Source organism: Photobacterium sp. CCB-ST2H9 (genome assembly GCF_023151555.2).
Taxonomy (GTDB): domain Bacteria; phylum Pseudomonadota; class Gammaproteobacteria; order Enterobacterales; family Vibrionaceae; genus Photobacterium.
The window spans coordinates 1848833-1873519 of record NZ_CP100425.1; the positions used below are offsets into that span (position 1 = coordinate 1848833).

General features: G+C 45.6%; 24 protein-coding genes. 5 read left to right on the top strand and 19 right to left on the bottom strand.

Features of this window, described 5'->3' with window-relative positions; translation table 11 throughout:
* Positions 1-20: 20 nt before the first annotated feature.
* Positions 21-2081, bottom strand: coding sequence for a methyl-accepting chemotaxis protein (locus L4174_RS08565; protein WP_248140363.1), 2061 nt, complete (start codon positions 2079-2081; stop codon positions 21-23).
* Between the two features lie 246 nt (positions 2082-2327).
* A complete protein-coding gene (locus tag L4174_RS08570) occupies positions 2328-2681 on the bottom strand; it encodes a DUF3802 family protein (protein WP_248141645.1) in 354 nt (117 codons plus the stop codon).
* 290 nt (positions 2682-2971) lie between these two features.
* On the opposite strand from L4174_RS08570, the gene L4174_RS08575 reads away from it, so the two are divergent.
* The gene (locus L4174_RS08575) at positions 2972-3331 is read left to right on the top strand and encodes a glutathione S-transferase N-terminal domain-containing protein (protein ID WP_248140364.1); all 360 of its coding nucleotides are present in this window, start codon (positions 2972-2974) and stop codon (positions 3329-3331) included.
* Between the two features lie 154 nt (positions 3332-3485).
* On the top strand, positions 3486-4622 hold the full coding sequence (locus L4174_RS08580; protein WP_248140365.1) for a ParB/Srx family N-terminal domain-containing protein: 1137 nt from the start codon (positions 3486-3488) through the stop codon (positions 4620-4622).
* 33 nt (positions 4623-4655) lie between these two features.
* Here the strand turns inward: L4174_RS08580 and L4174_RS08585 are convergent, their stop codons facing one another.
* The 8 genes from L4174_RS08585 to L4174_RS08620 all read right to left on the bottom strand — a co-directional run bounded on the left by L4174_RS08585 (position 4656) and on the right by L4174_RS08620 (position 10950).
* Positions 4656-5027: a TonB-dependent receptor gene (locus L4174_RS08585; RefSeq protein ID WP_248140366.1), complete on the bottom strand. Its 372-nt coding sequence runs from the start codon at positions 5025-5027 to the stop codon at positions 4656-4658.
* Between the two features lie 197 nt (positions 5028-5224).
* Positions 5225-5989 (bottom strand): GNAT family N-acetyltransferase, encoded by a 765-nt coding sequence (locus tag L4174_RS08590; RefSeq protein WP_248140367.1) that lies wholly within the window; start codon positions 5987-5989, stop codon positions 5225-5227.
* Positions 5990-6053: 64 nt separating this feature from the next.
* On the bottom strand, positions 6054-6692 hold the full coding sequence (locus L4174_RS08595) for an HAD family hydrolase (protein ID WP_248140368.1): 639 nt from the start codon (positions 6690-6692) through the stop codon (positions 6054-6056).
* Positions 6693-6736: 44 nt separating this feature from the next.
* Entirely contained in the window at positions 6737-7111 is a 375-nt protein-coding gene (locus tag L4174_RS08600) for an STAS/SEC14 domain-containing protein (protein ID WP_248140369.1), read from the bottom strand.
* A 115-nt stretch (positions 7112-7226) separates the two neighbouring features.
* Positions 7227-7775 carry a GNAT family N-acetyltransferase gene (locus L4174_RS08605; RefSeq protein ID WP_248140370.1) on the bottom strand — a complete coding sequence of 183 codons (549 nt, stop codon included), beginning with the start codon at positions 7773-7775 and terminating at the stop codon, positions 7227-7229.
* A 221-nt stretch (positions 7776-7996) separates the two neighbouring features.
* Positions 7997-8593, bottom strand: a complete 597-nt coding sequence (locus tag L4174_RS08610; RefSeq protein ID WP_248140371.1) for a hypothetical protein — start codon at positions 8591-8593, stop codon at positions 7997-7999.
* 230 nt (positions 8594-8823) lie between these two features.
* Positions 8824-9270, bottom strand: a complete 447-nt coding sequence (locus L4174_RS08615; RefSeq protein ID WP_248140372.1) for a YaiI/YqxD family protein — start codon at positions 9268-9270, stop codon at positions 8824-8826.
* A gap of 84 nt (positions 9271-9354) precedes the next feature.
* A complete protein-coding gene (locus L4174_RS08620) occupies positions 9355-10950 on the bottom strand; it encodes an ABC-F family ATPase (protein ID WP_248140373.1) in 1596 nt (531 codons plus the stop codon).
* A gap of 606 nt (positions 10951-11556) precedes the next feature.
* Here L4174_RS08620 and L4174_RS08625 point away from each other — a divergent pair.
* From L4174_RS08625 to L4174_RS08635, 3 genes are all read left to right on the top strand, one after another.
* Positions 11557-12996, top strand: coding sequence for a glyceraldehyde-3-phosphate dehydrogenase (locus tag L4174_RS08625; RefSeq protein WP_248140374.1), 1440 nt, complete (start codon positions 11557-11559; stop codon positions 12994-12996).
* 1546 nt (positions 12997-14542) lie between these two features.
* Entirely contained in the window at positions 14543-14692 is a 150-nt protein-coding gene (locus tag L4174_RS08630; RefSeq protein WP_248140375.1) for a hypothetical protein, read from the top strand.
* Positions 14685-16496, top strand: a complete 1812-nt coding sequence (locus tag L4174_RS08635) for an ATP-binding protein (protein ID WP_248140376.1) — start codon at positions 14685-14687, stop codon at positions 16494-16496. Before L4174_RS08630 ends, L4174_RS08635 begins: the two co-directional genes overlap by 8 nt.
* 324 nt (positions 16497-16820) lie before the next feature.
* Here L4174_RS08635 and L4174_RS08640 read toward each other — a convergent pair whose 3' ends face one another.
* From L4174_RS08640 to L4174_RS08680, 9 genes are all read right to left on the bottom strand, one after another.
* Positions 16821-17126 carry a hypothetical protein gene (locus L4174_RS08640; RefSeq protein ID WP_248140377.1) on the bottom strand — a complete coding sequence of 102 codons (306 nt, stop codon included), beginning with the start codon at positions 17124-17126 and terminating at the stop codon, positions 16821-16823.
* 843 nt (positions 17127-17969) lie between these two features.
* Positions 17970-18620 (bottom strand): helix-turn-helix transcriptional regulator, encoded by a 651-nt coding sequence (locus L4174_RS08645; RefSeq protein ID WP_248140378.1) that lies wholly within the window; start codon positions 18618-18620, stop codon positions 17970-17972.
* Between the two features lie 59 nt (positions 18621-18679).
* Positions 18680-19063: an amino acid-binding protein gene (locus tag L4174_RS08650; RefSeq protein WP_248140379.1), complete on the bottom strand. Its 384-nt coding sequence runs from the start codon at positions 19061-19063 to the stop codon at positions 18680-18682.
* Positions 19064-19078: 15 nt separating this feature from the next.
* The gene (locus tag L4174_RS08655) at positions 19079-19381 is read right to left on the bottom strand and encodes an antibiotic biosynthesis monooxygenase (protein WP_248140380.1); all 303 of its coding nucleotides are present in this window, start codon (positions 19379-19381) and stop codon (positions 19079-19081) included.
* A 376-nt stretch (positions 19382-19757) separates the two neighbouring features.
* Positions 19758-21380 carry a peptide ABC transporter substrate-binding protein gene (locus tag L4174_RS08660; RefSeq protein WP_248140381.1) on the bottom strand — a complete coding sequence of 541 codons (1623 nt, stop codon included), beginning with the start codon at positions 21378-21380 and terminating at the stop codon, positions 19758-19760.
* A 165-nt stretch (positions 21381-21545) separates the two neighbouring features.
* A complete protein-coding gene (locus tag L4174_RS08665) occupies positions 21546-21878 on the bottom strand; it encodes a hypothetical protein (protein WP_248140382.1) in 333 nt (110 codons plus the stop codon).
* Between the two features lie 125 nt (positions 21879-22003).
* Positions 22004-22609 (bottom strand): beta-phosphoglucomutase family hydrolase, encoded by a 606-nt coding sequence (locus tag L4174_RS08670; RefSeq protein ID WP_248140383.1) that lies wholly within the window; start codon positions 22607-22609, stop codon positions 22004-22006.
* Between the two features lie 88 nt (positions 22610-22697).
* Entirely contained in the window at positions 22698-23498 is an 801-nt protein-coding gene (locus tag L4174_RS08675; RefSeq protein ID WP_330959443.1) for a transporter substrate-binding domain-containing protein, read from the bottom strand.
* 284 nt (positions 23499-23782) lie between these two features.
* Positions 23783-24493 (bottom strand): AraC family transcriptional regulator, encoded by a 711-nt coding sequence (locus L4174_RS08680; protein WP_248140384.1) that lies wholly within the window; start codon positions 24491-24493, stop codon positions 23783-23785.
* Positions 24494-24687: the final 194 nt, after the last annotated feature.

A 24687-nucleotide genomic window follows, 5' to 3' on the forward strand; every position in this document is an offset into this window, starting at 1 on the left:
CTTATCCGGTGACAAGGCACTCAGAAAGGTTTCTGCGGTTGATCTTCCTGAATCTGATAACGGGTGAGCATCTGCCGTTGCTCACGGGCAATCGTGGCCACTTTGCCGGCTTCTTCAACCAGCGTCGACAATTGCTGGTTATTCAGATTCGCCTGAGCCGCAACGCCCTCTACACTACGGCCAACTTCGACAGAGGCATTTTCTTGTTGCTGCGTTGCCGCGGAGATCGTAATGACTTTGTCGGTGATTCGGGCAATCGCGCCCTGAATGCTGTGAATTGCAGATTCGACTTCTCCACTCAGCGAAATCGAAGCCGTCATTTCACTTCGGCTTTCCTGCATGGCCGTATTTGCATCCCGGGCAGCCCGGTGCAGCTCTTCGATAGTCAGACGAATCGACTCCGTTTGCTGACTGGTCTGGCTGGCTAATTTGCGAACTTCATCCGCCACCACGGCAAAACCACGGCCCTGATCACCCGCCCGGGCTGCTTCAATAGCAGCGTTCAATGCCAAAAGGTTAGTGTTATTCGCAATCGCGCTGATCAGTTCGACCACTTCCGTGATTTTATTCACGTGCTCGTCTAGTGAAGACATGCAGGCTTCATTGCGCGCAAACTGAGCATCCAACGCCTGCAAGCGATCGGTACTGCGGCTGATAATCGCCACGCCATCTTGTGCCAGCGTATTTGCCGCTTCCGCTTCCGCTTCCGACTCTGTTGTACTGAGAGCGATTTCCTTGATAGACGCTTCCAGCTCAGTAATTGCCGCCGCAATAGCACTTAACTGATCACTTTGCTGGCTCAGGGCCTGACGCGACTGAGCAGAGGCCGTCTGACTGCGTTCCGCTGCCTGCATCAGCGTCTGGCTGTTATGATTCAGCTGAGACATCGCATGGCTGTTCGTCCGGTTCGACTGATTCAGCAGACAGGCTAACTCTGCAAATTCGCGCGGTGCGTTCTCATCGGCAACGGCCGTCAAATCTCCCTGACTGTTTGCTTTCACCACATCATCCAGTCGCTGCAGTGACCGGTGCACGGTTTTACTCACCCAGACCCCACTGGTAACAGCAATCAGCAAACCAGCGACACTCAGCATGACAAAAATCAGTTTGGCATTTTCTCCCGCAGTCAGAACACCCTGTTCGCTTTGCTGCATCATCCGGGCTGCACCATCCTCCAGCGTATTCAACTGCTGCATGATTTGGCTGACCTGAGCTTTCGCCTGTCCTGCTTTCTGCGATTGTTCCTCAATCAGCCTGAGGGTTTGAAGCTTTAACGCAACCATACCCTGTTCTGAAAACAATCCCTGTACCATTTCGAACGGCACCGTCAGGCTGGCATATTCCGCGATTTCCGGGTTGACGCGATTGAGTTCTTTCCAGGCAAATTGCATCCCGGATAAGTTGGTACGTTTCAGATCCTTCGCAAGGTTTTCTGCTTTCGACAGATCATTCTCGAAGAGTAAAGCAACCATATTGGTTCCCATCTCCTGCGAATGATTGATAAAATTCGTGACATGCCCCATGGCCGACTGATCACCGGCATACAAGCCAATACTGATCCGGCTCATTTCGGAGCGGACCGATGTGATCGCGTAGTTCATGGTCGCTTTGTCAGATTCTAATTTCGACTGGTTGGTAAGAATTTGTTGCTGGGTCTGATAAACCGAATCGACCAGCAGATGAAATGCAGCCAGATCCTTCCTGAAATCTTTCACATTATCAGACAGCCATTCAATGCTGTTTTCCGTTGCCAGGTTTTCCAGCTGAGCCACTGCGTCTTCAACTTTCTGTTCATGAGAATTCAAAGATGCCAAAGCGGTATCCAGATTTTCCAGCGAAGTACTGTTCATCAACTCTGTAAGACTTTGCGCAGCAGCCAGCGAACCTTTCACCATTTCTGCATTTAATGTTGCAACTGGTAATGCCTGCTGGCTCAGCAGCCCAAACTGGGCTGAAACACGATTCAGACCCTGATTTCCGAAAAAAGACAGCAATCCGCCGATGATCACCAACAGCAGAAAAACTGACTGAATTAAAAACACGACAGACAGCCTTGTCTGATGTGAACGTTTTCTTGTCATGATGAACCTTTGTCGATGTCAGAATTGCTGGCTGTTCGCTTCTGGTGCATCACACGGCATCGGCCAGACAATTGTGATCTTATTCTCATTTATTCCCGTCGATAAAATACGCAGGGAATATGACAAATTCATGTCAACTGACAAAAAAGTACAATAAGCACGGATAGTTAGGACTTTGATAAAACAGAAAAAAGCAGCACTTGGCTGCTTTTTTGATACGTTTCTTAACAAATACGAGGAAAGATTTCAGGCGATTGAAGTTTGCTCACTGATGACACTGTCAAACAGGTTTTTCACCAGACTGATATAGTCTTCCAGGAATGTAATCTGCTCAATACCCGGATGCTTGAGCCACAAGCCCCCCAAAATTTCTGTCATATCTTCCAGAACAGCATCCGCTTCCTGCATCAACTTGAACCGAAAATCTGGTTTCAGATCTGGGTTCTGGCCAAAAACAGCCATGAGGTTGGTAGCGATCAGATCCGTGACAACATTTTCTACGGTTTCTTCACACACATCCGTACCTGACGCTTCAAACACACTCAGGTGCTCCGTAAAGTACTCGATTAATGCGTGATAACCTTCAGACTCAACAACCATATTCTTTGCTTTGTTCATCCAACACTACCCCGGATCATAGTGTCTCTTCTCCTTTTTTCAAGCTTGCTGATGTCAACTGTGCACAAGTTAACTATTTTAATTATCAGTAAGAAAAGGCTAATTTAGCTGGCACAGAAATCATCAACAGAACGAGTAATTTCCCGTCCAATTCGCCAATACTTTGACACTCTCCGGCAGGTTTTCCCGACTCATTTACCCGGATGACGTAGCCGTGCGCATTGAGATACAATCCCGGCTTCAAAATCAGAACCACAGAGAAGTACAACACGATGAAAATGATTCGCTGGATTCTTGGCCGAGTGATCCTGTTACTCAATGCCCTCTTTTCCCCGAAAGCAATGAAACGAACACAAGCTGAGCAACAGTCCGTCAATCAGGCTATGGAACAGCTTCACCTGTATCAGTTTGACGCCTGTCCGTTTTGCGTCAAAGTCCGCCGTCAGGCAAAACGGCTGGCTTTACCGCTGCAAACCCGTGATGCCAAACAGCCTGAAATTGAACAGGAACTGGTCAATGGCGGCGGTAAACGAAAAGTGCCTTGCCTGCGTATCGAAAAAGAAGATGGCCAGATTGAATGGATGTATGAATCAAACGATATTATCCGCTATCTGGAACAACGCTTCGCCTGAACCTATTTATCCCGGCTCCTGGCCGGGATGAACTGCCACAGTTTTGACATCAGTCTGATACGTCCCCACCCGAACTTCAGTATTATTTCTTATACATTCAACCATTAGCAGTTTGCTACACTCAATTTGCCACGATGACTAGTAAGGAGTCCCCATGCGATTACATCGTATAGCCTGCTTCTTCGCCCTTTTTCTGAGTTCTGCGATCACGACGCCGACTTTCGCAGCACAGGATGAAAAAGCCGTATCAGAAACTTCCTCTCAGGCTGCAAGCGATGACAACGCAGAAAAAAGCATCAAGGTGGGCGATGTTCTGACCGTGAAACTCGACGAAATTCTGCCAACACAGCCGGTTCTGGCCTACGACAGAATTTTTGCCAGTCTGGGACGCTATGAGGCACGTCCTGCGCAGCTTTATGATGACCTTTGTTTGACCAATGGCGGACAAGGCATACAAAGCTGGGATGATAATTCCAAACCCACAGATCTGGAGAGCTATCACTGTAAGAAACCGTTCGGCAGTCAGGAAGATGCCCTGCCGACCGTGCTGGTCGCGCCAGACGGAAAAACACTTTATCTGCTTTCCGGCCATCATATTCTCTCGACCTTCTGGGATATGCCCAATGGCGGAACCAGTGTTCCGGTGCTGGTCAAAGTGACACATAATCTGGCCGGGGATGATATTGATGAGAAATGGGATGCCATGAAACAAGCCGGGCAAATCTGGCTCTATAATACGCGCGGTGAACAAATCAAGCCTTCTGATCTTCCCCAGTACCTTGGAATGAAACAGCTAAAGCATGATAAATATCTGTCACTGGTGTTTTTCCTGCGCAATATTGCCTATAACGACCCAGATAAAGACTATCCGACCGTCAACCCGCTGATCCGGCCGATGTCGATCCCATACCTTCAGTATTACTGGGCACAGTATTTACAGAAGAAAATGAAAATTTCTCAGTATGATCTCAACGATCCTGAAGAATATGCCGAAGCGTTAAAGAAAGCAGCAGACATCATCGTGAATACGCCGGCTGATGAAGATATTGCTTCCTCGGGAAAAACGGCCAAAGCACTGGGTAAATTTGATGAAGTGAACACGAAAGTTCTGGAATCCCTGCTTTCCCGGCCATCATCCAGCTGGGGTTACGCCATGGCTTACCGCTTAAGGGTGAAAGAAGAATCCACACCTAAGCGTGTACTGGAAGAGCAAAAAGCAAAAGAAGCTGCAGAAAAAGCGAAAAAGGAAAAAGCTGCTGGCACTCAAAAGAACCCCACAGAGAGTCAGTGACAATCCGATAAGGCGAAGCATTCTTCGCCTTTTTCATTTTCCTGAAGTCAGGAACAACACTGTCATTAAGATCATCCCGATTAATACCGCAACAGAGGCAAGTGCAAGCACAGGATCAATGACTTCTATTGCAATGAAGTTCCCGTACAAAAGAAACAGACCCACCACCAATACCAGAACCCCAACCTGGTGAATCAGAAACTGAATTTTGGCTAATCTGCCGGATCCATTCGTCAGCCATAACCGGTGGCATAAACCGTAAATGAAAGAAACCACGAAGGCTGCAAGCATGATATGGGCATGAGTCACCATCTGACCATGATTATTGGATGCTGCCATATAAATCCCCAGACTCATGCCCAAAATTGCGTATATCAAACCTGAAATCACATATTTTCTGTCCATCTTACCTCCGCCTATTCACCACAAGACGTACTCAGAAGCGCTCTGTTTTCCTGATACAGCTTAGATAGAAAACAGGACGCAGGCTGACTAATTTTTGATTCAAATATCAACCAAACAGCTGGAACACAGACTTGGTTTCTCAGGACAGAAGCTTCAGAACGAGCGGTTAAAGCTTTCCTCAGAGAGGATGGGCTAAGTTAAGGCTGGTAAATATAAGGCACCGTTTCAGCAATCAGAGAAAAGCCATATTTTTCAACAATTGGCTTGCTCATTGGAGACGCATCGATCGTTAAATATCGTTTTCCTCTTTTTTTTGCATCCTGAATCCGTTTTTGCAGTAAAGCGGTGTAGTAACCTTTACCCCGGCATACTTCCAGGGTGCTTCCACCCCAAATACCAGCAAACGGGCTATCGTCATTAAAGATAATCCAGGCGGAGCTGACAGGAACACCCTGCTCATAAATGACATATATAGAAACGGTATCAGGTTGCGTCTGCTTCAGATAATGCAGGTTCGCCAAATGATGGCTCTGATCAGTTTTCCAGACCTTTTCCTGGACGGCCATTGCATCCTGAATCCCTTCAAGATCATGCACTTCTGTAATGATATTTTGTGCACTATCCGCCACATTCACGGCAGCCAGATCCAATACCATGAAAGCCTCTGAGGTTTCACGCTGAAATCCATGCGCAATCAGGTGTTCACCGATATTCGCAGGCGTATCCGTGCTGTAAGTCTTCCATTCAAACTGAGCTGAATACTGTGAAAAATAAGCGACTTCCCTCGGAATGACGGTATCCAGTTCAGTTTCCGGTAAATCATAAAAAGAAATAAACCCACCCTGACCGGTATCGGAACGAAATCTGACCACACCATGAGATGAGGATTTGATAAACCCCGGTATCTCAATATCAATCCGCTCGCACTGATTGTAAACCGACATCACTTCCTTTGAATCCATAGCAACTTCCGTCATGCTTTTCTCTGAAAATGTTCACGCCAACCACCCCATTGAATGTATCGAGTCAGGAGGCAATAAAGCGGAGTAACTTATCCATGTCGTGATAATCATTAATCATCTGGGCATGTTTTACTTTTTGCCCGACAATCACCAAATTCACCCCCAGTTCCTGACAGGCTTTCAGATCCCATACCGCGTCACCAAAATAGGTCAGTGGTAAATCGTCTTTATCCCCTGCTTTTTCTCTGGCCATCAGCATGATCTGCGTGCGGGCATAATGATCATTTGAAGAAGCCAGATGCAGATTCTCTGTGTAAAAACCGGCAGATTGCAATTTCAGTAATGCGGTTTCCCCCCAGCCGCCCGTGGCGACGGACACCAGAAACCGCTCGTCTGCCAGCAAATGATGAAAGAATGCTTTCGCCCCACTCACTTCCTGCGCCGGACGATGATTCAGGCGAGACTGAACGTTTTGAATGAATTCCACCTTCACTCGCTTTTCCAGGCTGATTAATTCTTCTTCCGGTGCCTGATTTGCAATAAATGTACGCAGAATACCCCGGTCTGTGATATGCGGATAGTTCTCCCATCTGCGGTTCAAATCCAGCCCGGTGACCGTTTTCACAGCCATCAGAAAGCAGTGCTCATCGAACTCACAAGACTGAATCAAAGTTCCGTCTACATCAAACATCACATGATACATACAAACAACAATTATCCTTATTTCACGCTGCATTCCGCGCTTGTTTATTCCGAGGCATATTCTAACCAGGTTACAGCGTCCTCCCGCTGATCCCGGCTGAATGCTTTAATCGTTAACCCGGGCATCAATGTGCCTTCCAGCTCACTGATTTTTTTAACCCAATTCTGATCAGACAACACTGAAGCCCGATCGAATTTTCGGATAAATCCCATCATGGCAGGAATTCGGGACAGTTCGACACCAATGGCACCCAGGGAAGGCAAATGGTAATCCACAACATCAAACAACATTTTACCGTGTTCAATTTCAGCAGATTTGTCCAGGAGCTCATCCAGTGCCAGCCCCATCGTCTGGGAATCCAGCTTGCCGCTCATTGCAATGTCCAGCCGATCATTCCCGACCTTTTCCACACTAAACATGCTGCACCTTTCTGTGGCTGTGAATTCAGTAAGTATGATTCATCACCACAAATCAGGCTATCGCTGACGCGTGAAAAACAAATTCCAGCCGATACAACGGCTTCAGGCTCAGGAATCAGATCTGACGTTGTGAATACCATTGTTTTGCCAGCAAACCAAATAATGCCGAGTCGGAAACCCGGCCATCGACAATCCATCTCTCCGGTAAATATCCTTCTTGCTCAAAGCCAAGTTTTTCTAGCAATCTGGCCGAGCCAATATTTTCCGGATCAATCTCTGCTTCAATCCGATTCAGTTGCATTGCCTCAAATCCGAAATGCAGTAACGCTGAAACAGCCTCAGAGACGACCCCTTTCCCCCAGGAGGATTGTGCAACACCGAAACCCACTTCTGCTCGGCGAGACGTGGGGTGGATATTAAATAACATGCATTTTCCCAGCAAATGATGATCCGATTTATCACAAATACCAAAGACCAGTTTTTCCGGTTCATCTAAAGAAGCTTTCGATGCCAAGATATAGTCATGCGCTTCTTCAATAGACTGCCATGGACTGCCATCCCAGTATTTCATAACTTCAGGGTCTGAAAAAATATCAAACAAAGGACCCGCATCACTCATGGTCAGCGGACGCAGCACCAATCTTTCCGTTGTTAACTGAAGCATTCCCTATGTCCTTCGCTCTATTTCTCTGTAAGGTGGTTTCTTACGGCTCAAAAATGAAACCTGTTGTATATCACAGAAGTATATTCAGCCTCAATTATTTGGTTCAAAAATTAAAGCTTAGCGAGAAATAAAAATATTGATGCTGCTGAAGTACAAAAAAACCGGAAGAGAAGATGTTGATCAACATTTCTCTTCCGGTTCTCGAAAATTAAAAGGCAATTTTAGAAAGTAAAGCCCAGATTCAGACCAAACCCACTGCCGTCATATGAAAGATCAGTGTCTTTTACTTCATAATCAATCTGGGTATAACGAGCGCCTATTACGAAAGCATTGTCATTTTCCAGAGGAACCCGGTATTCATAATGGACAATAAAGCCAAGGCTATCTTCAAACTCAACCGTACCATTTGAGCCAAAGCCATAACTATTTACATCCCACTCGTATTCAACACCCGTGTGGTAAGTTGCGCCAACACCAAACTGGTGCCGCCCGTACCCTTTTAACAGCAATAAATCCAACGGAAAACGGTCGAACGTGATATCACCATTTGACGCACTGGCACTGGAAAATTTATAGCCAATGGTTCCACGTAATTTCAGTTCATCTTGCAAAAAGTAATCTACGCCACCAAAAATTGACAGGCCTTCACCTGTTTTTACCTTGGTTGAATCACCATTGGTATAATAAGCTTCAACCAGGGTCTCACCACCAAAGTCGTAACCGGCTCCAATGATAAAATCAACTTTTGCCATGGATTGACTGGAAACCATGAACGCAGACATGCCGAGAGCGGCAATGAAAATATTTTTCTTGAGCATTGATAACCACATTTAAATCATGAAAAAGATATAACCTGCTTGAAGTGCGCTTTCCATAATATCCAGCATAAAATCCAGATACATCGCAACCACAAGCCCCGCTATTCTATCAAGAAACGAATATTTCAATCGTAGTCATGATTAAAAATGTGGGTGTGCTCAAACATGCATAAAATACATTCAACATTCAGGCGCAAGTTATTTGCAGCCTGAATAAATCTTGTGAACTATTATTTGTTTTTCGCAAGAAAACTATCAAGCTTGTTTGCGAACTGCTGACGGTCGGCCTGACTGATCGGTGCCGGGCCGCCAGTCTGAATACCACTGCTGCGCATGGTTTCCATAAAATCCCGCATTTGCAACCGCTGTTTAATTGTATCTTTCGTATACATTTCACCGCGCGGATTTAACGCATGTGCTCCTTTGGTGATAATCTCATCTGCCAGTGGAATATCTGCTGTAATGACCAAATCCCCCGGCTCGGTGTGCTGAACAATATGATTATCAGCGACATCAAAGCCAGACATCACCTGAATCGCCCGAATATGAGGCGATGGCGGCACACGAATCGCATGATTTGCCACAAGCGTCGTACTGACGCCAACACGGTTTGCTGCCCGAAAAATGATCTCTTTAATCACATTCGGGCAGGCATCTGCATCAACCCATATTTTCATGTCAAATCCTTACATCTTTTGTCTTGATTTGTCAGCATAGAAAAAAGCCGCCAACGCTGGCGGCTTTTTCATAATATCTTTTACTCAGCTCTCGATGCCTTGCTTGCGCAGGTACTCATCGTAAGTCCCGTGGAAGTCATTCACGCCTTCCTTGGTAATTTCGATAATACGGGTTGCAATCGAGGAAACAAACTGACGGTCATGAGAAACAAACATCAGTGTACCTCTATAGTTTTCCAGAGCCAGGTTCAACGATTCAATAGATTCCATATCCATGTGGTTGGTTGGTTCGTCCATCAGCAGGATGTTTGGTTTTTGCATGATCAGTTTACCAAACAGCATACGACCCTGCTCACCACCTGAAATCACGCGAACAGACTTTTTAATGTCGTTCTGGGAAAACAGCATACGGCCCAAAATACCGCGAACCGTCTGCTCATCATCCCCTTCATTTTTCCACTGACTCATCCAGTCCAGCAGGTTAATGTCCATATCAAAGTCAGCAGAATGATCCTGTGCGTAGAAACCGATGTTGGCATTCTCAGACCACTTCACCATACCAGCCATTGGCGCCATCGCACTTGCCAGTGTATTCAGGAAAGTAGACTTACCGATACCATTCTCACCGATGATCGCAATACGCTCACCGACTTCAACCATCAGGTTAACACCATTGATCAGAATGTTCTCGCCGTAGCCTTGTTTCAGACCTTCCACTTCCAGTGCATTCCGGAACAGTTCTTTTTCCTGCTCGAAACGAATGAATGGGTTCTGACGGCTTGAAGCTTTTACTTCTTCCAGCTGAATCTTATCAATCTGTTTCAGACGGGAAGTCGCCTGTTTCGCTTTCGAGGCGTTTGCAGAGAAGCGGCTGACGAAAGTATTCAGTTCAGCAATCTGAGCTTTCTTCTTCGCATTGTCTGCCAGCAGACGCTCACGCGCCTGAGTTGCTGCGACCATGTACTCATCGTAGTTACCCGGGAACGTACGCAATGCACCGTAATCCAGATCCGCCATGTGAGTACACACCGTATTCAGGAAGTGGCGGTCGTGCGAAATGATAATCATGGTGCAGTTACGCTGCATCAGGACCTGCTCTAACCAACGAATCGTGTTGATGTCCAGGTTGTTCGTCGGTTCGTCAAGCAGCATGATTTCCGGGTCAGCAAACAGAACCTGAGCCAGCAGAACACGAACTTTCAGGCCCGGTGCGACTTCACTCATCAGACCAAAATGCAGATGCTCCGGAATCCCCAGACCCAGCAGCAGTTCACCTGCACGTGCTTCCGCGGAGTAACCGTCCATTTCTGCGAATTCAGTTTCCAGGTCAGCAACACGCATACCGTCTTCTTCTGACATTTCTGGCAGCGAGTAAATACGGTCACGCTCGGCTTTGATTTCCCACAGCTCTTTGTGACCCATAATGACGGTATCAACCACTGTGAATTCTTCAAATGCGAACTGATCCTGACCCAGCTTTGCCATGCGCTCGTTCTGATCTTTATTGACCACACCAGCCGAAGGCTCCAGCTCTCCACTCAGAATTTTCATGAACGTCGACTTACCGCAACCATTCGCGCCAATCAGACCGTAACGGTTACCCTCGCCGAATTTGACGGAGATGTTTTCAAACAGTGGCTTATCGCCAAACTGCATGGTGATGTTCGCTGTTGTGATCAAAATAGGTTCCTACAACAAAAAATCAGACATGAAAAAAGCTGCCAGATCGCCGGCAGCTTTTTGTTGGAAATTGGCGTCATCTTAACAGATGACGTGAGTTTTATCACGCTTTGTCTTCTTCAACTGAATCTTTCGGTGATGACCCAAAAGAACCAAAAACGAAACCAACTGAATATGAGCCGCTTGAAACGCTTCTTTTTCGTCTAAATGGTGAAAAACCACCCAGGCAAACGATACCTTCAGTGAATTTTGCGACAATTTTCCCTTGTCTTGCAGGCTGCGACTGAAACAAGCTCATTTTTTTGTAAAAGAACTAACTTTTGTAAAGGATTGAGCGAATGAAACCAATTTTTCTTGTTTTATTACAATCATCCTAATAATCCGCTAAAAATAAGTAATTTCTGACATCACAGTTTTTTCAGCATATCCCACTGCGTTAATGATAAAGATCACAAGTTACAAAAGATCAGGATCACAATTACAAGCAATTAATTTTACTAGGATAATAATGTAACGACCGTTACAATCCCTGCCCATAAAAACGATAACAGTTCACAGGATAAATCCCTGTTTTTCTTCCCTATATGTGAAAGGTCCTAAGTAAAGATGAGTCCGGAAAAATACCTCCTCGACTGGCAAACCAGCCAAACAAATGCTGAATCCATCTCACCAATTCTTGGCCAGCTATACCGGCAAAAAGGCGTCGAAGTTCTGTTGTTCGGTCGTCAGATCGTCAATGCTTCTGTCATTGAACTGATTAAAGCCCACCGTATCGGTAAACGTTACACAGAAACAGAAATTTCGCCTTCCCTGACTCTGCCAATCATTGAAAAACTCAACCATCTGGACCTGTCCCCTTGCCGTATTGATGTTGGCCAACTGGCGAGCACTTACTGGAAAGAACACCAGGATGAAAATGGCCTGGATGATTTTCTGCAAGCGGCTCTGGCTGACTCGCTGAGCAGCACAGAATCTTTGCAGTCACGCGATGTCGTGCTGTACGGTTTTGGCCGTATCGGCCGCCTGCTGGCGCGTCTGCTGATTGAAAAAAGCGGTGCAGGATATCCGCTGCGCTTACGTGCCATTGTGGTTCGCGGCGGTAAAAACGGTGACCTGGAAAAACGTGCCAGCCTGCTGCGTCGTGATTCAGTTCACGGCCAGTTCAACGGCAGCATTACCGTGGATGAAGAGCGCAAAGCGATCATTGTCAACGGTAACTACATTCAGGTTATCTATGCGAACAGCCCTGCAGAAGTGGATTACACCACTTACGGCATCAATAATGCGCTGATTGTTGATAACACCGGTATCTGGCGTGATGCTGAAGGCTTGAGCCAGCATCTGAAATGCCCGGGAGCTGCGAAAGTGCTGCTGACGGCGCCTGGCAAAGGTGAAATCAAGAACATCGTCTTTGGTGTAAATGAAACTGACATCCTGAGCGAAGATACAATTATCTCTGCGGCAAGCTGTACCACCAACGCAATTACCCCTGTCCTGAAAGCAGTCAATGACAAGTACGGCGTTCTGAACGGCCACATCGAAACCGTTCACTCTTACACCAATGACCAGAACCTGATTGACAACTTCCACTCCGGCGAGCGTCGCGGCCGTTCTGCGTCACTGAACATGGTTCTGACCTCAACAGGCGCAGCAAAAGCCGTTGCAAAAGCACTGCCTGCGCTGGCTGGTAAACTGACGGGTAACGCGATTCGCGTGCCGACCCCGAACGTTTCGATGGCTGTTGCAAACCTGAACCTGAACACTGATGTGTCTGCAGAAGAACTCAACATCTATCTGCGCAATGTTGCACTGAATTCTGCCCTGTCAGGTCAGATTGATTACACTCAGTCCACTGAGATTGTCTCCAGCGATATCGTCGGTTCCCGCCATGCTGGTGTTGTAGACGGTGCTGCAACTATTGCTCAGGACAAGCGCTGCGTACTTTACATCTGGTATGACAATGAATTCGGTTACAGCTGCCAGGTCGTTCACTGTATGGAACAAATGATGGGTGTTCGCTATCAGACCTTCCCTGCACTGAAATAACGTATTCTACCTATAATAATTATTTCTCTTGCTGAACATTTGCCGCCCGGGATGAACTCATCCAGGCGGTTTTTTTATTTCTGTTTAAAAGAAACACTGCCCGATTACCCTGAAAAATCTGCCAAGACCTTTCTATATCCGCTGACCTATTTAATCTGAGCTGTTCAATCTGAGCTATCATCAAGAATATTTTCAATGTCTGGATTTCTTCCCTGTAAACCAGCATTTTCTGCAAGTATAAAATGCAGTGATTGTAAACCTCTCCTAATTATTTACACGTATATTTCGAGTTTCCAGCCGAATGATGCAGTGCCAGATATTCCTATAGCGTCAGATCAATCAGTGAATCATAAGGACGTTCTTCGTTATATTCCCGACTTCAGCCAACATGATGGATATATACAGATTTAGAGCTTCGTCACGCTATGTTCGGTTAAACCGTTCAACATTTGAGTTCTGGGTCGGTATTCCTGACTGTATAAACTCCAGCGGGATATGGTACTCTTCAGCCTATTCGACAAGGGCCGTAGAAATAAATTCAGGCCGTTATCCATACGAAGTTTTTAGGAAACCCCGTCAGCATCGACACGCTCCAATACCCGAATTACCCGTTTGGCTAATAAGCTGAGATCAATTTCTCTCAAAAGTGTTTCACGATTGAAGTCATCAACAAGGTTTAATGTCCTAAACTGTCTACTATAGTACAAGCTATCACTATTAAATCCATCGACCACAATTGTTAGCGTAACTCGGTACTGCCAATGGCTCTGGATAGCTCGAAGGCAAGCATTTCTTTCCTCTGTGTCGCTCGTTCAGGCTCAATAAACGCGCTTGTGGTGCCAATGATCGCCCCAACGACGTAGAATCTTGAACAGCTTGCTGAAGCCATAAGCAGGATATTGCTCAACCGCTTTCTATCACCTTCGCATGACATGCTCGTTCTTCTTTGTATTTGGCTGATACCGATAGACAGAATCACTGATGCCAGCAGCACGACAGACCAGACAACTGTATCGCATCCCCCCACCCGCGAAACCAATCCCTTGCTCCAACCGACTCTAAGCACAGCGTAAACCATATCCACGATTGACCAACAAGGTGACATTCCGCTGGCAAAAATGTGCCCGTCAGCCACAAATTTATCTAAACGCACCCGCATCCAATGTTTTCTTGATCGTCGCTTTCACATTCTCTGATCGTGGACCATGGTTCAGCTCCCAGACTTTGGGAGATGGAGAAGAATCTGAAGCTCGCTGAGCAGTATGATCATGAAAAATCGAACGTCTTACCTGAAGTGTGGCCAATGAAATGATGAACAGAACCAAGATCGGATGAGTTTCAAATGTCCAGATGTTCACATTGAGCCGTGTCAGGCACAGCGCTGTTAGGCGGCTTCGATCGTAAGCTCCGCTCTGTGATGAACTTGCTCATTCCCCTGTGACATACTTATGACCCCGTGAAAATGTTGACTAGACTTACAGGTAAGAAATTTTTGGACGGTTGTTCTCAAGGCAATCAAAACTCAATTTGAATTCAGAAGTGTAAAATGACAAATGTAGCCAGATATATATGGAGTTTAGTGTTGGTGTGGCTGATTTTTGTTGCTGCATACTTCTATTACTTTGAAGAAACGTATGTGGTTCCGGTTGTTGAGGAGTTCCATGTAGAAGAACAACAAGAGCAAGCTCATGAATAGGAATAAAGTGATGAAATTTCTATCTCTTGAGTGCTTCCTGGCTGTTGCTTTTGCTGCAGCAGTTTCGTTTTTTATCTCGTTCAAAGTCGAACATGACATCTTAGGCAAGCTTGAACGCTCGTTTATCGCGCACGCTCAGAGCCTCATCCACATGAGGAGTTACGCCCAACTCGCCGAGCCTGGCAGTGAAAACAAACACATTGAAGATTTATTAGCGCAAATACAGGCACTTGATTCCGATTTACAAAACCTTGTGTCGACGACCCTGAATATCGAAGCGCTTTTCCCTGATATTATTTGGCCCAAAGGCCAGATTCAACCACTTGTCGCTAAATATGAAAATACGGCACAAGAGCACATGGGCCTGCTCGATGAGCTTTTAAAAGCCAAAAAGCAGCCTTTAGCCCAGGCGTCGATTGAACCGCTTCAGAGAGCAATCCTGACTGAAGACATGGATGAAGCAATCGAGCACATCCACGAAGAGTTAATGAATGAAATCTTCAAGGCAAACAATGCGATGGTCACTTCGCTCTTGCTTGCTACTTGCGTTATGTTTTTGGTCGTTGTGCTTTATCTCTATCGTTATATTGATGCTCTGAGAGAGGCACAGATTGCGCTCAAAGAGGCAGTAAAAACCGCTCAGGAAGCAACCGCGGCGAAGTCCATGTTTCTCGCCACCATGAGCCATGAGTTAAGAACACCAATGAACGGTGTCATCGGAATGGCGCAGATCATCGCCTCTGAAATGCAGGATGAATCGCAGAAGTCCAACCTGAATATCTTGCTGGAATCGAGTGAACATCTGATGTCCGTTCTCAATGAGATCCTGGACTTCTCTAAATTAGAGCAAAACAAACTGGAGCTGGTCAGAGAGCCATTTCCTGTCATACAGCTGCTGTCACCTGTCGCAAGCAGCTTCTACCCGCTAGCTGCAGAAAAAGGCATCGTGTTGCAGCTTCATACCAAAAATCTTCCTGATGGCACTATCTTAGTGGGCGACAAAGCCAGAATTCGGCAAATTGTATATAACTTAATCGGCAATGCCGTGAAGTTCACCCCACAGGGGCATATTGATATTTCACTCGAATTTAAAGAAAGCGATGAAACACTGACGATTACTGTTACAGACACAGGGATTGGGATACATCCAACCAGGCTGGACAGTATATTTAATTCCTTTGAACAAGCTGACGCGACAATCAACCAAAATTTTGGTGGGACCGGACTGGGTTTATCCATCGTGAAACATCTCTGTATTGCGATGGGTGGCGATGTGTCGGTCAGTAGCGAGGTTGGCGTTGGCAGTACTTTTCAAGCCATTATCAAGACACCAAAGGGAATCACTGACTCAGCCAATCCTAACGCGCAACAGCTTGAAAAATTCAACTTGTCTGAACTTTCTGTCCTTCTGGTTGAAGATAACCGGGTCAATCAGCTGGTAGGGAAACATTTGTGTGAAAAGTTAGGATGCCATGTTTCTGTTGCTGAGAATGGCCGCATGGCTATAGATATGCTGCAAGAGGAATACTATGACGCTATTCTGATGGATAACCGAATGCCCGAAATGAACGGGATAGAAGCAACACGCTTCATCAGACAAAGTTTGAATTACCAGGGGCTTATACTGGCCTGCACCGCAGATGCGACAACGGATACGTCTTCAGAATTCCTGGCTGCAGGAGCCGACAGAGCGATCAGTAAACCTTTGCGGTTAGAGAAGCTGGAAAGCGTATTGACCCATTACTTTCAACAGCACGATACTCGTAAAGATTATCAATCCGTCAGCGTAGAAGATAGAGCATGACACGACAGAACTAAAACCCAAACCGCTTATTTTTTCTGATATTACGAATTCCGTATCTAATTGAATTTTAATCATAAAATTCAGCATCAATTTGTTCACGGGTTACTGCTTTGACTGTGTGGGATGGGTTTTCTATGAGAAAAGACGGATAACGGTTTTACCCTGTGTTGCAGGCTGATTATTCACACAAGCCTGCTGAAGTATGCATGTTGGTGGATTTCCTATTTTAAGTCATCTCGACTCACTCCGAATCAATCTGTTTTTCCCCTAACGCTAAATCTGACCTACCTGAACCGGTAGGCCAGAAAGGGAATGCCGGCTCTTTCAGCAAAGATCACTCATAAGAGTCTCGTATTCTTCCTCGGCATCATCAATCAGCCGCGTGAGCTCTTTGGCATCCTGACCAGTGAGCTCAACATGCCAACAGAGCTGCTTTGGCCTGTCATGTTTCTGACAAACAAGGACAGTGACTTTCCCTTTTTCTTTAAATAATAAATCCTCAAAATCGCCGTCAAGCTCACGCTTCTCATCTTTGACATCGATATGAAGGGTCCCAGTAGGATTGACTGTAACCTGAGCTTTTGGATGTGTTTTTCCAGCGAGAATATAGGAACATCGTTTGGCAAACATGAGATATCTCCTGGATGTGGGTGGGAGAATTCATATTTAAATTATAGTATTACCCGCCCCCTCCACCAGCGTAAATCAAGGTTGATTGATGTAGCTCAAACTCTGCCAACGTTAGCCCGTTTCAGCGCTCCGTACGCACAGCAGCACATCTGGATTTGCCAGTTTTTCACACACTATGCTTTGAGAACGACGCGTTTCGTTGTCGTGATGCCATCAAACAACGAAGATCCTTCTTGCTTGCTATATACGTCGCTACTGGCAAGTCAAGAGGAAAACAAATCTGGCCTTTCCTTTAGACCTAACCAATCCACTGCTCAGTGTTAGCCTCGGAGAGATCATTGCCATGTGCAGGAGTAATGTTGTGATGCATTTCATTCTTCATCAGAAAAAACGGTTACAGCAAACACAGTCAGGTGCCAATCAAGGTCAACCGGCTCTCACGTCACCTTGCTGATGTAAGAGACAGTAAAGCTCTCACCGTGGAAGGCACCCCATCCTTCCACGAACTGCGATCTTTAGCAGAAAGGACTGATAACAAAATTGGGATTGAGACTCAGCTCCTGCTTGGTCACCACGATCGCCCCATGACAGATAAATAACCGATATCAGCGGAGCTGAGTATGTGGTTGTGAGCAGATAGGCTTTTTCTGATGGTCGACTTAATCATAATTGTCCCGAAGTGAGTTCCAGGGTGGTTCGTAGCGTACGGTCCGTGTTTTACGAACCGAGAAATTTTTGCCCCCAAAACATGCTAATAGTGTAGGCTTCAGTTGACTCGAATTTGAAACCTTCAATACATACGCTAATGTGTAGCCATCTACAAGGGATATTATCGGCTGACAGTTATTCATCAATGAGGAAATGCCTATGAAGTTCTTTTTTACCTTTACTTGTTATAACAACTTCGCGATATCCAGGGACTCTTTCTATCCAGTCATTACTTTCAAAAAAACTAAGTAGTGATGCCCCTAAGTGACCACCAACGTGGAACTGTCTTTCGCTCCAATCTAAACATGGACAACATTTTTTCCTTCTAGTTTTTGCATCTATATTGATACCTAACTGTAAGAGCTTTTCTTGCCCTTGCACAGTAAGCTCTTTGCCCTCACTATCCATCCAGTTATTTTTCACTAGAGAATCATACAATTTAACCGCTATTTCACCGGCCAAATGGTCATAACATGTTCTTGCTCTTAGCAGTTCTTTAGGCACTTTGGTACGAGATGGACTACTTACTTGAAAAGTAATTCCCATCATATTTTCTAGTAATGCAGCGACGTTGCTACTATAGAGGCGAAAATATCTATGTCGCCCCTGAGCTAAACATTCAACAAGATTAGCTTTCAGTAGACGAGATAGGTGAGCGCTAGTAGTCGATGGTGCAATATCTGCTATCACGCTTAGTTCAGTAGCAGTCCAAGCTTTTCCATCCATCAACGCACATAGGATTTTCATCCTAGAGGCGTCCGACATAGCAGCCGCTAAGGCTGCCATGTCGGTTTCCTGACTATAGTCTAATAATTCTGTTGAAGAGATACTTTGTTTGCTCAAGTTTAGACTGCCCAATCAACCGTTGCATTTTCGGCCAATGTATAGTTATCAGTTACAAGTATCAACCGATTATCATGATCACTATACTGAACAATAATGTTAACACCTTTATCCGCTAACGCTTTAGCTATCGCACCAAGCTCACCTGGTTGTTCTTGTTTGAGTTTTCGTATGAGTGGAGAAACGACTCCCATTACTTCAAACCCATTATCAGTAAGAACATCCCTAGCTCTTTCTCCATCTTCAACTAGAAAATGAGCATGGCTGTGATTTTCATGAACAAATACGCCCCCACCTTCTAATCCAATTCCATTCTTTCCAAGGATTTCTCCAAAACGAGATAATTCTCCGGGACTATTTTTTAAAATTATATGTATATCATGCATATTTCTATCTCTATGTTATTGAGAACAATATTCTCGAGTTGAGGTTAAAACATTGATTTTGTAAGCAGAGAAAATAGAAGATTTTCCTTCGTCTTGAGCAAGCCTGTGCTGTACATTTTTCTTCCAATGCTTGATTGCTTCTTCATCTTTCCACCAGGATAGGGATATAAACTTGTCTGGGTTAGTTGTGCTTTGAAAACGTTCGATTGATATAAAGCCATCGATATCACTGAGAAGTGGTTTTAACTGTTCTGCCAACTGGAAATATCGGTCTCTCTTTTCGGCAACCGCCATTGCCTCAAATAATACGGCTATCATTACTTTCCCTATCTATGTCACTTAATTGTTGCTGGTACTATAGCGACTTGGAAAAGAGATGCTTCGTTGATGACCGAAATATGGTTGTCGTATGATTACTGTTCAGGAGAGGAGAGTTTACAAACAACACAGTTTTCCATATCTGTGCTAATTCGTGGTTGACTAAATTAAGTTGTAACTCTAAGAAGTTTTGTCCAATTTCGTTTTACGTGATTACTCAAAGCAACACCCACTTCAAAAATATCTGAAACACAAAAAGTTACAGCGTAACTAAGGTTCACAATGCTTTCCACTTGGTAATGGTCGTGAGAACTTACTGTCGTTTTGGAGGGAATTATCAAGCAATAAAAAAGCCTGTAAAAACAGGCTCTTTAAGTCATTTGGCAACGAAGTACATGTCCTTCGCGTAGATATTTCCTTTCGGGTTATTACGCGGGAAACCTTTCAGGTTACTTTTGACCAGTCTGGTGTGGTTGTAATAATAAACAGGCATGACCGGTGATGCTTTATCCAGAATTTGCTCCGCCTGACGATACAATCCGTACCGTGTGGGTTCATCAGAGACATCGGCCGCTTGCTTCAGCAGTGCATCAAAATCCGGGTTACAGAACCCGGTTTCGTTCCCGGGATGACCACAGGTAAAACTGTTCAAAATAGATGAAGGCTCAGCATAGTCACCAAAAGCATAAGAACGTGCAACAGTAAAATCTCCAGCAGCTTTCGCGGCCAGATAAGCGTTCCACTCCATGTTTTCCAGTGCGACGTTTACACCGAGTGTTTTCCACATCGCAGCAATGGCTAATGCCAGTTTCTTGTGGTTTTCACTGGTGTTGTACGTGAGCGTCACGTTTAAAGGCTTCGTCTGGCTGTAACCCGCTTTCGTCAGCAGGTCACGGGCTTCTGCCATTCGTGCGTCATGCCGCATCAGCTGATACGCCGGAGTATAATTCCTGTAATTCGGGATAATGTCCGGCACCACAGAAAATGCGGCCGGTTCACCCTGCCCTGTGACTTTTTGCACCAGCACATCCCGGTCAATCGCCATCGTCAGGGCGCGGCGCACATCCGGGTTATCAAATGGTGGTTGCTGGGTATTGAACGCGTATACATACGCCCCCAGCAGTCGCAATGACTTTAACTGTTCCGGGTTTTCTTTCATCAGCTTCTGGTAATACTCAAGCTGAACCCGGTTCGTCATATGAATTTCGCCAGCCTGATATCGCAATAACTCAGCATGTTGCGACGATAACGCCAGATAAGTCACACTGTTAATCACAGTAGAGGCGTTTTCCCGGTAGCGCTCATTCCGGGCCACCTCTACTCGTTCATTCGGTACCCAGGATTTCAGAACATACGCACCATTCGAAACAAAATGCTCCGGACGGGTCCAGCTATCCGGAAATTGGCTGACAACATGTGCCGGTACCGGAAAGAAAGTTTTAATGCTCATTAAACTGAGGAAGTAAGGTGTCGGCCGGGACAGAGTAACTTCAAGCTGATGAGAATTGAGCGCTTTCACACCGAGCGCTTCAGGGGGGTGCTCCCCATTCAGAATAGCTTTCGCGTTGAGGATATTAGCTGTAGCCAGATTAAAACCGGTATTGTTCCCAGTTGATTGATTGACAGCACGACGCCAGGCAAACACAAAATCTGCTGCAGTTAAGGCTGTGCCATCTGACCATCGCAAGCCGGGGCGCAACTGGAAGCGATACGTTTTTCCAACATCGGAAACTGACCAGGATTCTGCCTGTCCCGGGATGATCTCACCGTCAAGGTTCTCGATCACCAGTCCCTCGAACAGATCATTAACGATCACATCGCCCGGACTGCCTGAACCGACAAAGCCCGGATCAAGCGTACTGGGTTCAGCGCCATTGGCACGGACGAGATGCTGTGTTTTTGCCAGTTTGACGCCGTCAGGGACAACGGCAGCCGTCACCGAAACAGAACAAAAAACTGCGGTGAGCGCAAAACCGGCAATCAGAATTTTTTGATTCAAGACGAGTTCCCTTCGGTCTTTATCCCATCAACACCTGAAATCCTTGTGTCTGATGTACGCCTGTTTCAGCGATCCATAGAAAGTGCGGGGACTAGATAAAATGATGCCAGACCCTCAAAATGATTCAGGTCTGGCCAAAAGCAAAGCTTTTTTCTTTTCAATCAATTACTTGGGAATGTTAAAACTTTTGTCATTCAGACAGGTAAAAGTGTAGTATTCCGAACGTTCATTGAAATGGCTGAAGCCCTTGCCCTGACAGTATGCACCGTTGATTTCATTCATCACAGTCAGTGTTTGCTGACTCTTCACAGAGAAATAGCTGTCATTTTCACAGACGACCCGGATCTTGCCATCATCCCCCTGAGAGAATGCCCGCACTTTGGCAGCACACAATGAGTAGCTCACATCGACAAAGTCATTTGCTCTTTCATCTACCGATGCACTACAACCCGCAAGCATTACCGCTGAAACTGCAGCGAGACTAATTAAGGCTTTCACGATCATCTCCTTTTTTATATACCTCAGTTAGATTGTAGTGCGGTCGTAAATAAATCGCATCAATTTCCTGCTACTGAATCAAAAATATTTCGCATGGAATCATAAATTTAGACAAACCTAATGTATCACTCCAGGGAAGAAGCCGATGTAAACTCTTTAATTTTTCCGTCAACCACCAGAAAACAATCCATACCTGCTGCAAGTGCAGCCTGACGTCCAAGAGAAGTGTCCTCAAACACCACACACTGAGAAGGCACAAGGCCTATTCGTTGAGCAGCTTCGAGGAAAGTATCCGGGTGAGGTTTGTGATTTCGGACGTCGTCCGCCGTGACCAGTGCATCCAGTGAGGGAAGAATGTCCGTCATTGAGAGTAATTCCAGCGCATTGGACTTTCGGCAGCCTGTGCCGACGGCAATTTTCTTTTCCCCCCGGTAGCGCATCAGCAGCGAAAATGTGGCAGGAATCACCTCCCCTTTATGTTCAAGGGCTTCAAAGAATTGCCACTTTGTATCTGCGACTTCCTGAACACTGTGCTGCAGCTGATACTTTTCATTCATCATTTGCGCGGTTTTGACTGTCGGAGAGCCTCCCAGACTCATCAGCCATTTCGGATCAAACGGAATACAAGACTGTTCACATGCAGCACGCCAGGCCTGAAGATGCGCAGGCATTGAATCAATCAAAGTGCCATCCATATCGAAAATCAGACCGTGATATTGAGACAGATCCATCCTTAACCTCCAAATCAACACGTCTTCCATATTGGCTTAAAGTGCCTTTTCAAATCCAGATCTGTTTTCAACGCTTACCGGCGAAAAGTCACTCGATATCCATCACCACCAATCCCCATTTCTCGGCGATCCGATCAAAAAAACCCTGAGTTTTCTTCAACTCAATCCAATGGTTAATAAAGTTAATCCAGACCTGATCATCACGAGGTAACAGCATCGCCAGAGGTGTCGCTCGCCGCATGCCCCGGACATTGGGCACAGCCAGCTGTGCAAAGCGGCTGGTCAGTGTGGCAGCCTCAATATTAGAAGTCACAATCACGTGAGCGCGATTGGACAACAGCGCCTGATACGCTTTGCCGCTCTCAACCACTTCTTGTCTGGCTTTCGGGAAAAACTCTTTCACCATCATTTCTTCCACAGAGCCCCGACGCGATGCCACAGTGACTGAAGATGCGTTAAAGTCGCTCCAGTACCTGAAACGACTCTGAATTGATTGATGCGTCACCGGCACAAATCCCAGATAGTAATAAGGACGGCTGTAGCCTACGATTTTCGCCCGGCTGATATTCAGCGCTGCGCTGCCGGTCAGATCATATTTCTCCGTAACAATCCCGCTGACCAGTGTTTTCCAGTCTGTTGCAACATATTCCACCGTCACGCCCAGATCTTTAGCCAGCTCTGTCGTGATATCAATGTCATACCCTTTGTAGAAATTTGTTGCAGGATCCCGCATGGTCATGGGTCCCCAGTCCCCTGTGGTTCCGACGCGGAGTACCCCCCTGTCCATCACTTTCTGTAAACGACTTGAAGCAGCATGAGCCTGGCTTATCATTACGATACACAACAGAAAAGCCAGAAACAGCAGTTTGAAGGACAAGGTAAGCCTCATCAGGACACCTCCGGAAACAACAGCGCAATCTTCACTACGTTTTGAATTAAAGATAGCATTGTCTGTGTAAAAATTTGTTGTGGCAGACAAGTTAATTCTGTCTCAGAAGTACAACATCAGAGGGAATGATGAAATGAAAGTCACTGAAGTAAGGTGTTTTCTCAAAAATAAGAAATCACATCAAAAAAACTGCATTACTGTTGTAATGCAGGAAACACAATATAAGGAATATTCTTTCGCTTGATTGCAAAGGTGATTATTTTCCCCGAACGTGAACACCAACATTAATTGTGGTTCAGATTGTGTTTTCTCATTCGGAATTCACCCGGAGAGCAGCCCATGTGCTTTTTAAACACTCGCGAAAAATATGAAACATCTTTAAAGCCTGCCGAGTTCGCAATCTGAGATATTTTTTCACGATCTGAACTCAGCAATCCGCAGGCAAGATCCAAACGTTTCTTAATAATGTACTGTTTCAGTGTCACGCCCATGATGCTGTGGAACAAACGCGAAAAATAGGTCGGAGAATACTGGCATGCGTTTGCTAAGTCCTCTTCCCTCAACGGTGAGCTGAGGTTTTCATCAATGATCTTGAGTGCCGGTCGGATCGACATCTCTCGATTCTCGAATCCTGGCTCAATATCAGCTTCGATGTTATGCGTATGAAGGCGGCTGAAACATTCTTCCAGTTCCTGTCGGCTCGCATTCGCCGGTAATACATCTTCACCACCGGCCCGGAGGACGTTCAACGCCAGATTTCCGTCGAGATTATGATAGACGACAACGACCTTTGCGGCAGGGAAGCGAGTTTTCACTGCCCGCAGCAATTCAAATCCTTCCGATGTCGAGTCAATGACCTCAAGAAAAACAAGTTCCTGCCCTGTCATTGATGACAATAACTCGTACGGAGAGATCTCGACGACCTTATGCGAAAGTTTCAGGTTTTCTTTCGCTTCTACCTGCTTGTCATGATGACTACTACTAACCCAAATCACACATTCACCTTAAACTACTCGTGTCATATTCCCATGTACATCAATTGATATGTACATGAATGGTGGTTGACACTCCTTGTCGATGAATAAAAAAATATTTATAAGAATACGTATGAATATCAGGGCAAAAATGTATTTACTTAAAATAATTAAGGTTCATTAAACTAAATTAATCCAGTCTTTCCGAAATGTTT

Coding starts and splice junctions, on each gene's coding strand:
- L4174_RS08565 (WP_248140363.1), bottom strand. CDS start 2,081: ATGACAAGAAAACGTTCACATCAGACAAGGCTGTCTGTCGTGTTTTTA.
- L4174_RS08570 (WP_248141645.1), bottom strand. CDS start 2,681: ATGGTTGTTGAGTCTGAAGGTTATCACGCATTAATCGAGTACTTTACG.
- L4174_RS08575 (WP_248140364.1), top strand. CDS start 2,972: ATGAAAATGATTCGCTGGATTCTTGGCCGAGTGATCCTGTTACTCAAT.
- L4174_RS08580 (WP_248140365.1), top strand. CDS start 3,486: ATGCGATTACATCGTATAGCCTGCTTCTTCGCCCTTTTTCTGAGTTCT.
- L4174_RS08585 (WP_248140366.1), bottom strand. CDS start 5,027: ATGGACAGAAAATATGTGATTTCAGGTTTGATATACGCAATTTTGGGC.
- L4174_RS08590 (WP_248140367.1), bottom strand. CDS start 5,989: ATGGATTCAAAGGAAGTGATGTCGGTTTACAATCAGTGCGAGCGGATT.
- L4174_RS08595 (WP_248140368.1), bottom strand. CDS start 6,692: ATGTATCATGTGATGTTTGATGTAGACGGAACTTTGATTCAGTCTTGT.
- L4174_RS08600 (WP_248140369.1), bottom strand. CDS start 7,111: ATGTTTAGTGTGGAAAAGGTCGGGAATGATCGGCTGGACATTGCAATG.
- L4174_RS08605 (WP_248140370.1), bottom strand. CDS start 7,775: ATGCTTCAGTTAACAACGGAAAGATTGGTGCTGCGTCCGCTGACCATG.
- L4174_RS08610 (WP_248140371.1), bottom strand. CDS start 8,593: ATGCTCAAGAAAAATATTTTCATTGCCGCTCTCGGCATGTCTGCGTTC.
- L4174_RS08615 (WP_248140372.1), bottom strand. CDS start 9,270: ATGAAAATATGGGTTGATGCAGATGCCTGCCCGAATGTGATTAAAGAG.
- L4174_RS08625 (WP_248140374.1), top strand. CDS start 11,557: ATGAGTCCGGAAAAATACCTCCTCGACTGGCAAACCAGCCAAACAAAT.
- L4174_RS08630 (WP_248140375.1), top strand. CDS start 14,543: ATGACAAATGTAGCCAGATATATATGGAGTTTAGTGTTGGTGTGGCTG.
- L4174_RS08635 (WP_248140376.1), top strand. CDS start 14,685: ATGAATAGGAATAAAGTGATGAAATTTCTATCTCTTGAGTGCTTCCTG.
- L4174_RS08640 (WP_248140377.1), bottom strand. CDS start 17,126: ATGTTTGCCAAACGATGTTCCTATATTCTCGCTGGAAAAACACATCCA.
- L4174_RS08645 (WP_248140378.1), bottom strand. CDS start 18,620: ATGGCAGCCTTAGCGGCTGCTATGTCGGACGCCTCTAGGATGAAAATC.
- L4174_RS08650 (WP_248140379.1), bottom strand. CDS start 19,063: ATGCATGATATACATATAATTTTAAAAAATAGTCCCGGAGAATTATCT.
- L4174_RS08655 (WP_248140380.1), bottom strand. CDS start 19,381: ATGATAGCCGTATTATTTGAGGCAATGGCGGTTGCCGAAAAGAGAGAC.
- L4174_RS08670 (WP_248140383.1), bottom strand. CDS start 22,609: ATGGATCTGTCTCAATATCACGGTCTGATTTTCGATATGGATGGCACT.
- L4174_RS08675 (WP_330959443.1), bottom strand. CDS start 23,498: ATGAGGCTTACCTTGTCCTTCAAACTGCTGTTTCTGGCTTTTCTGTTG.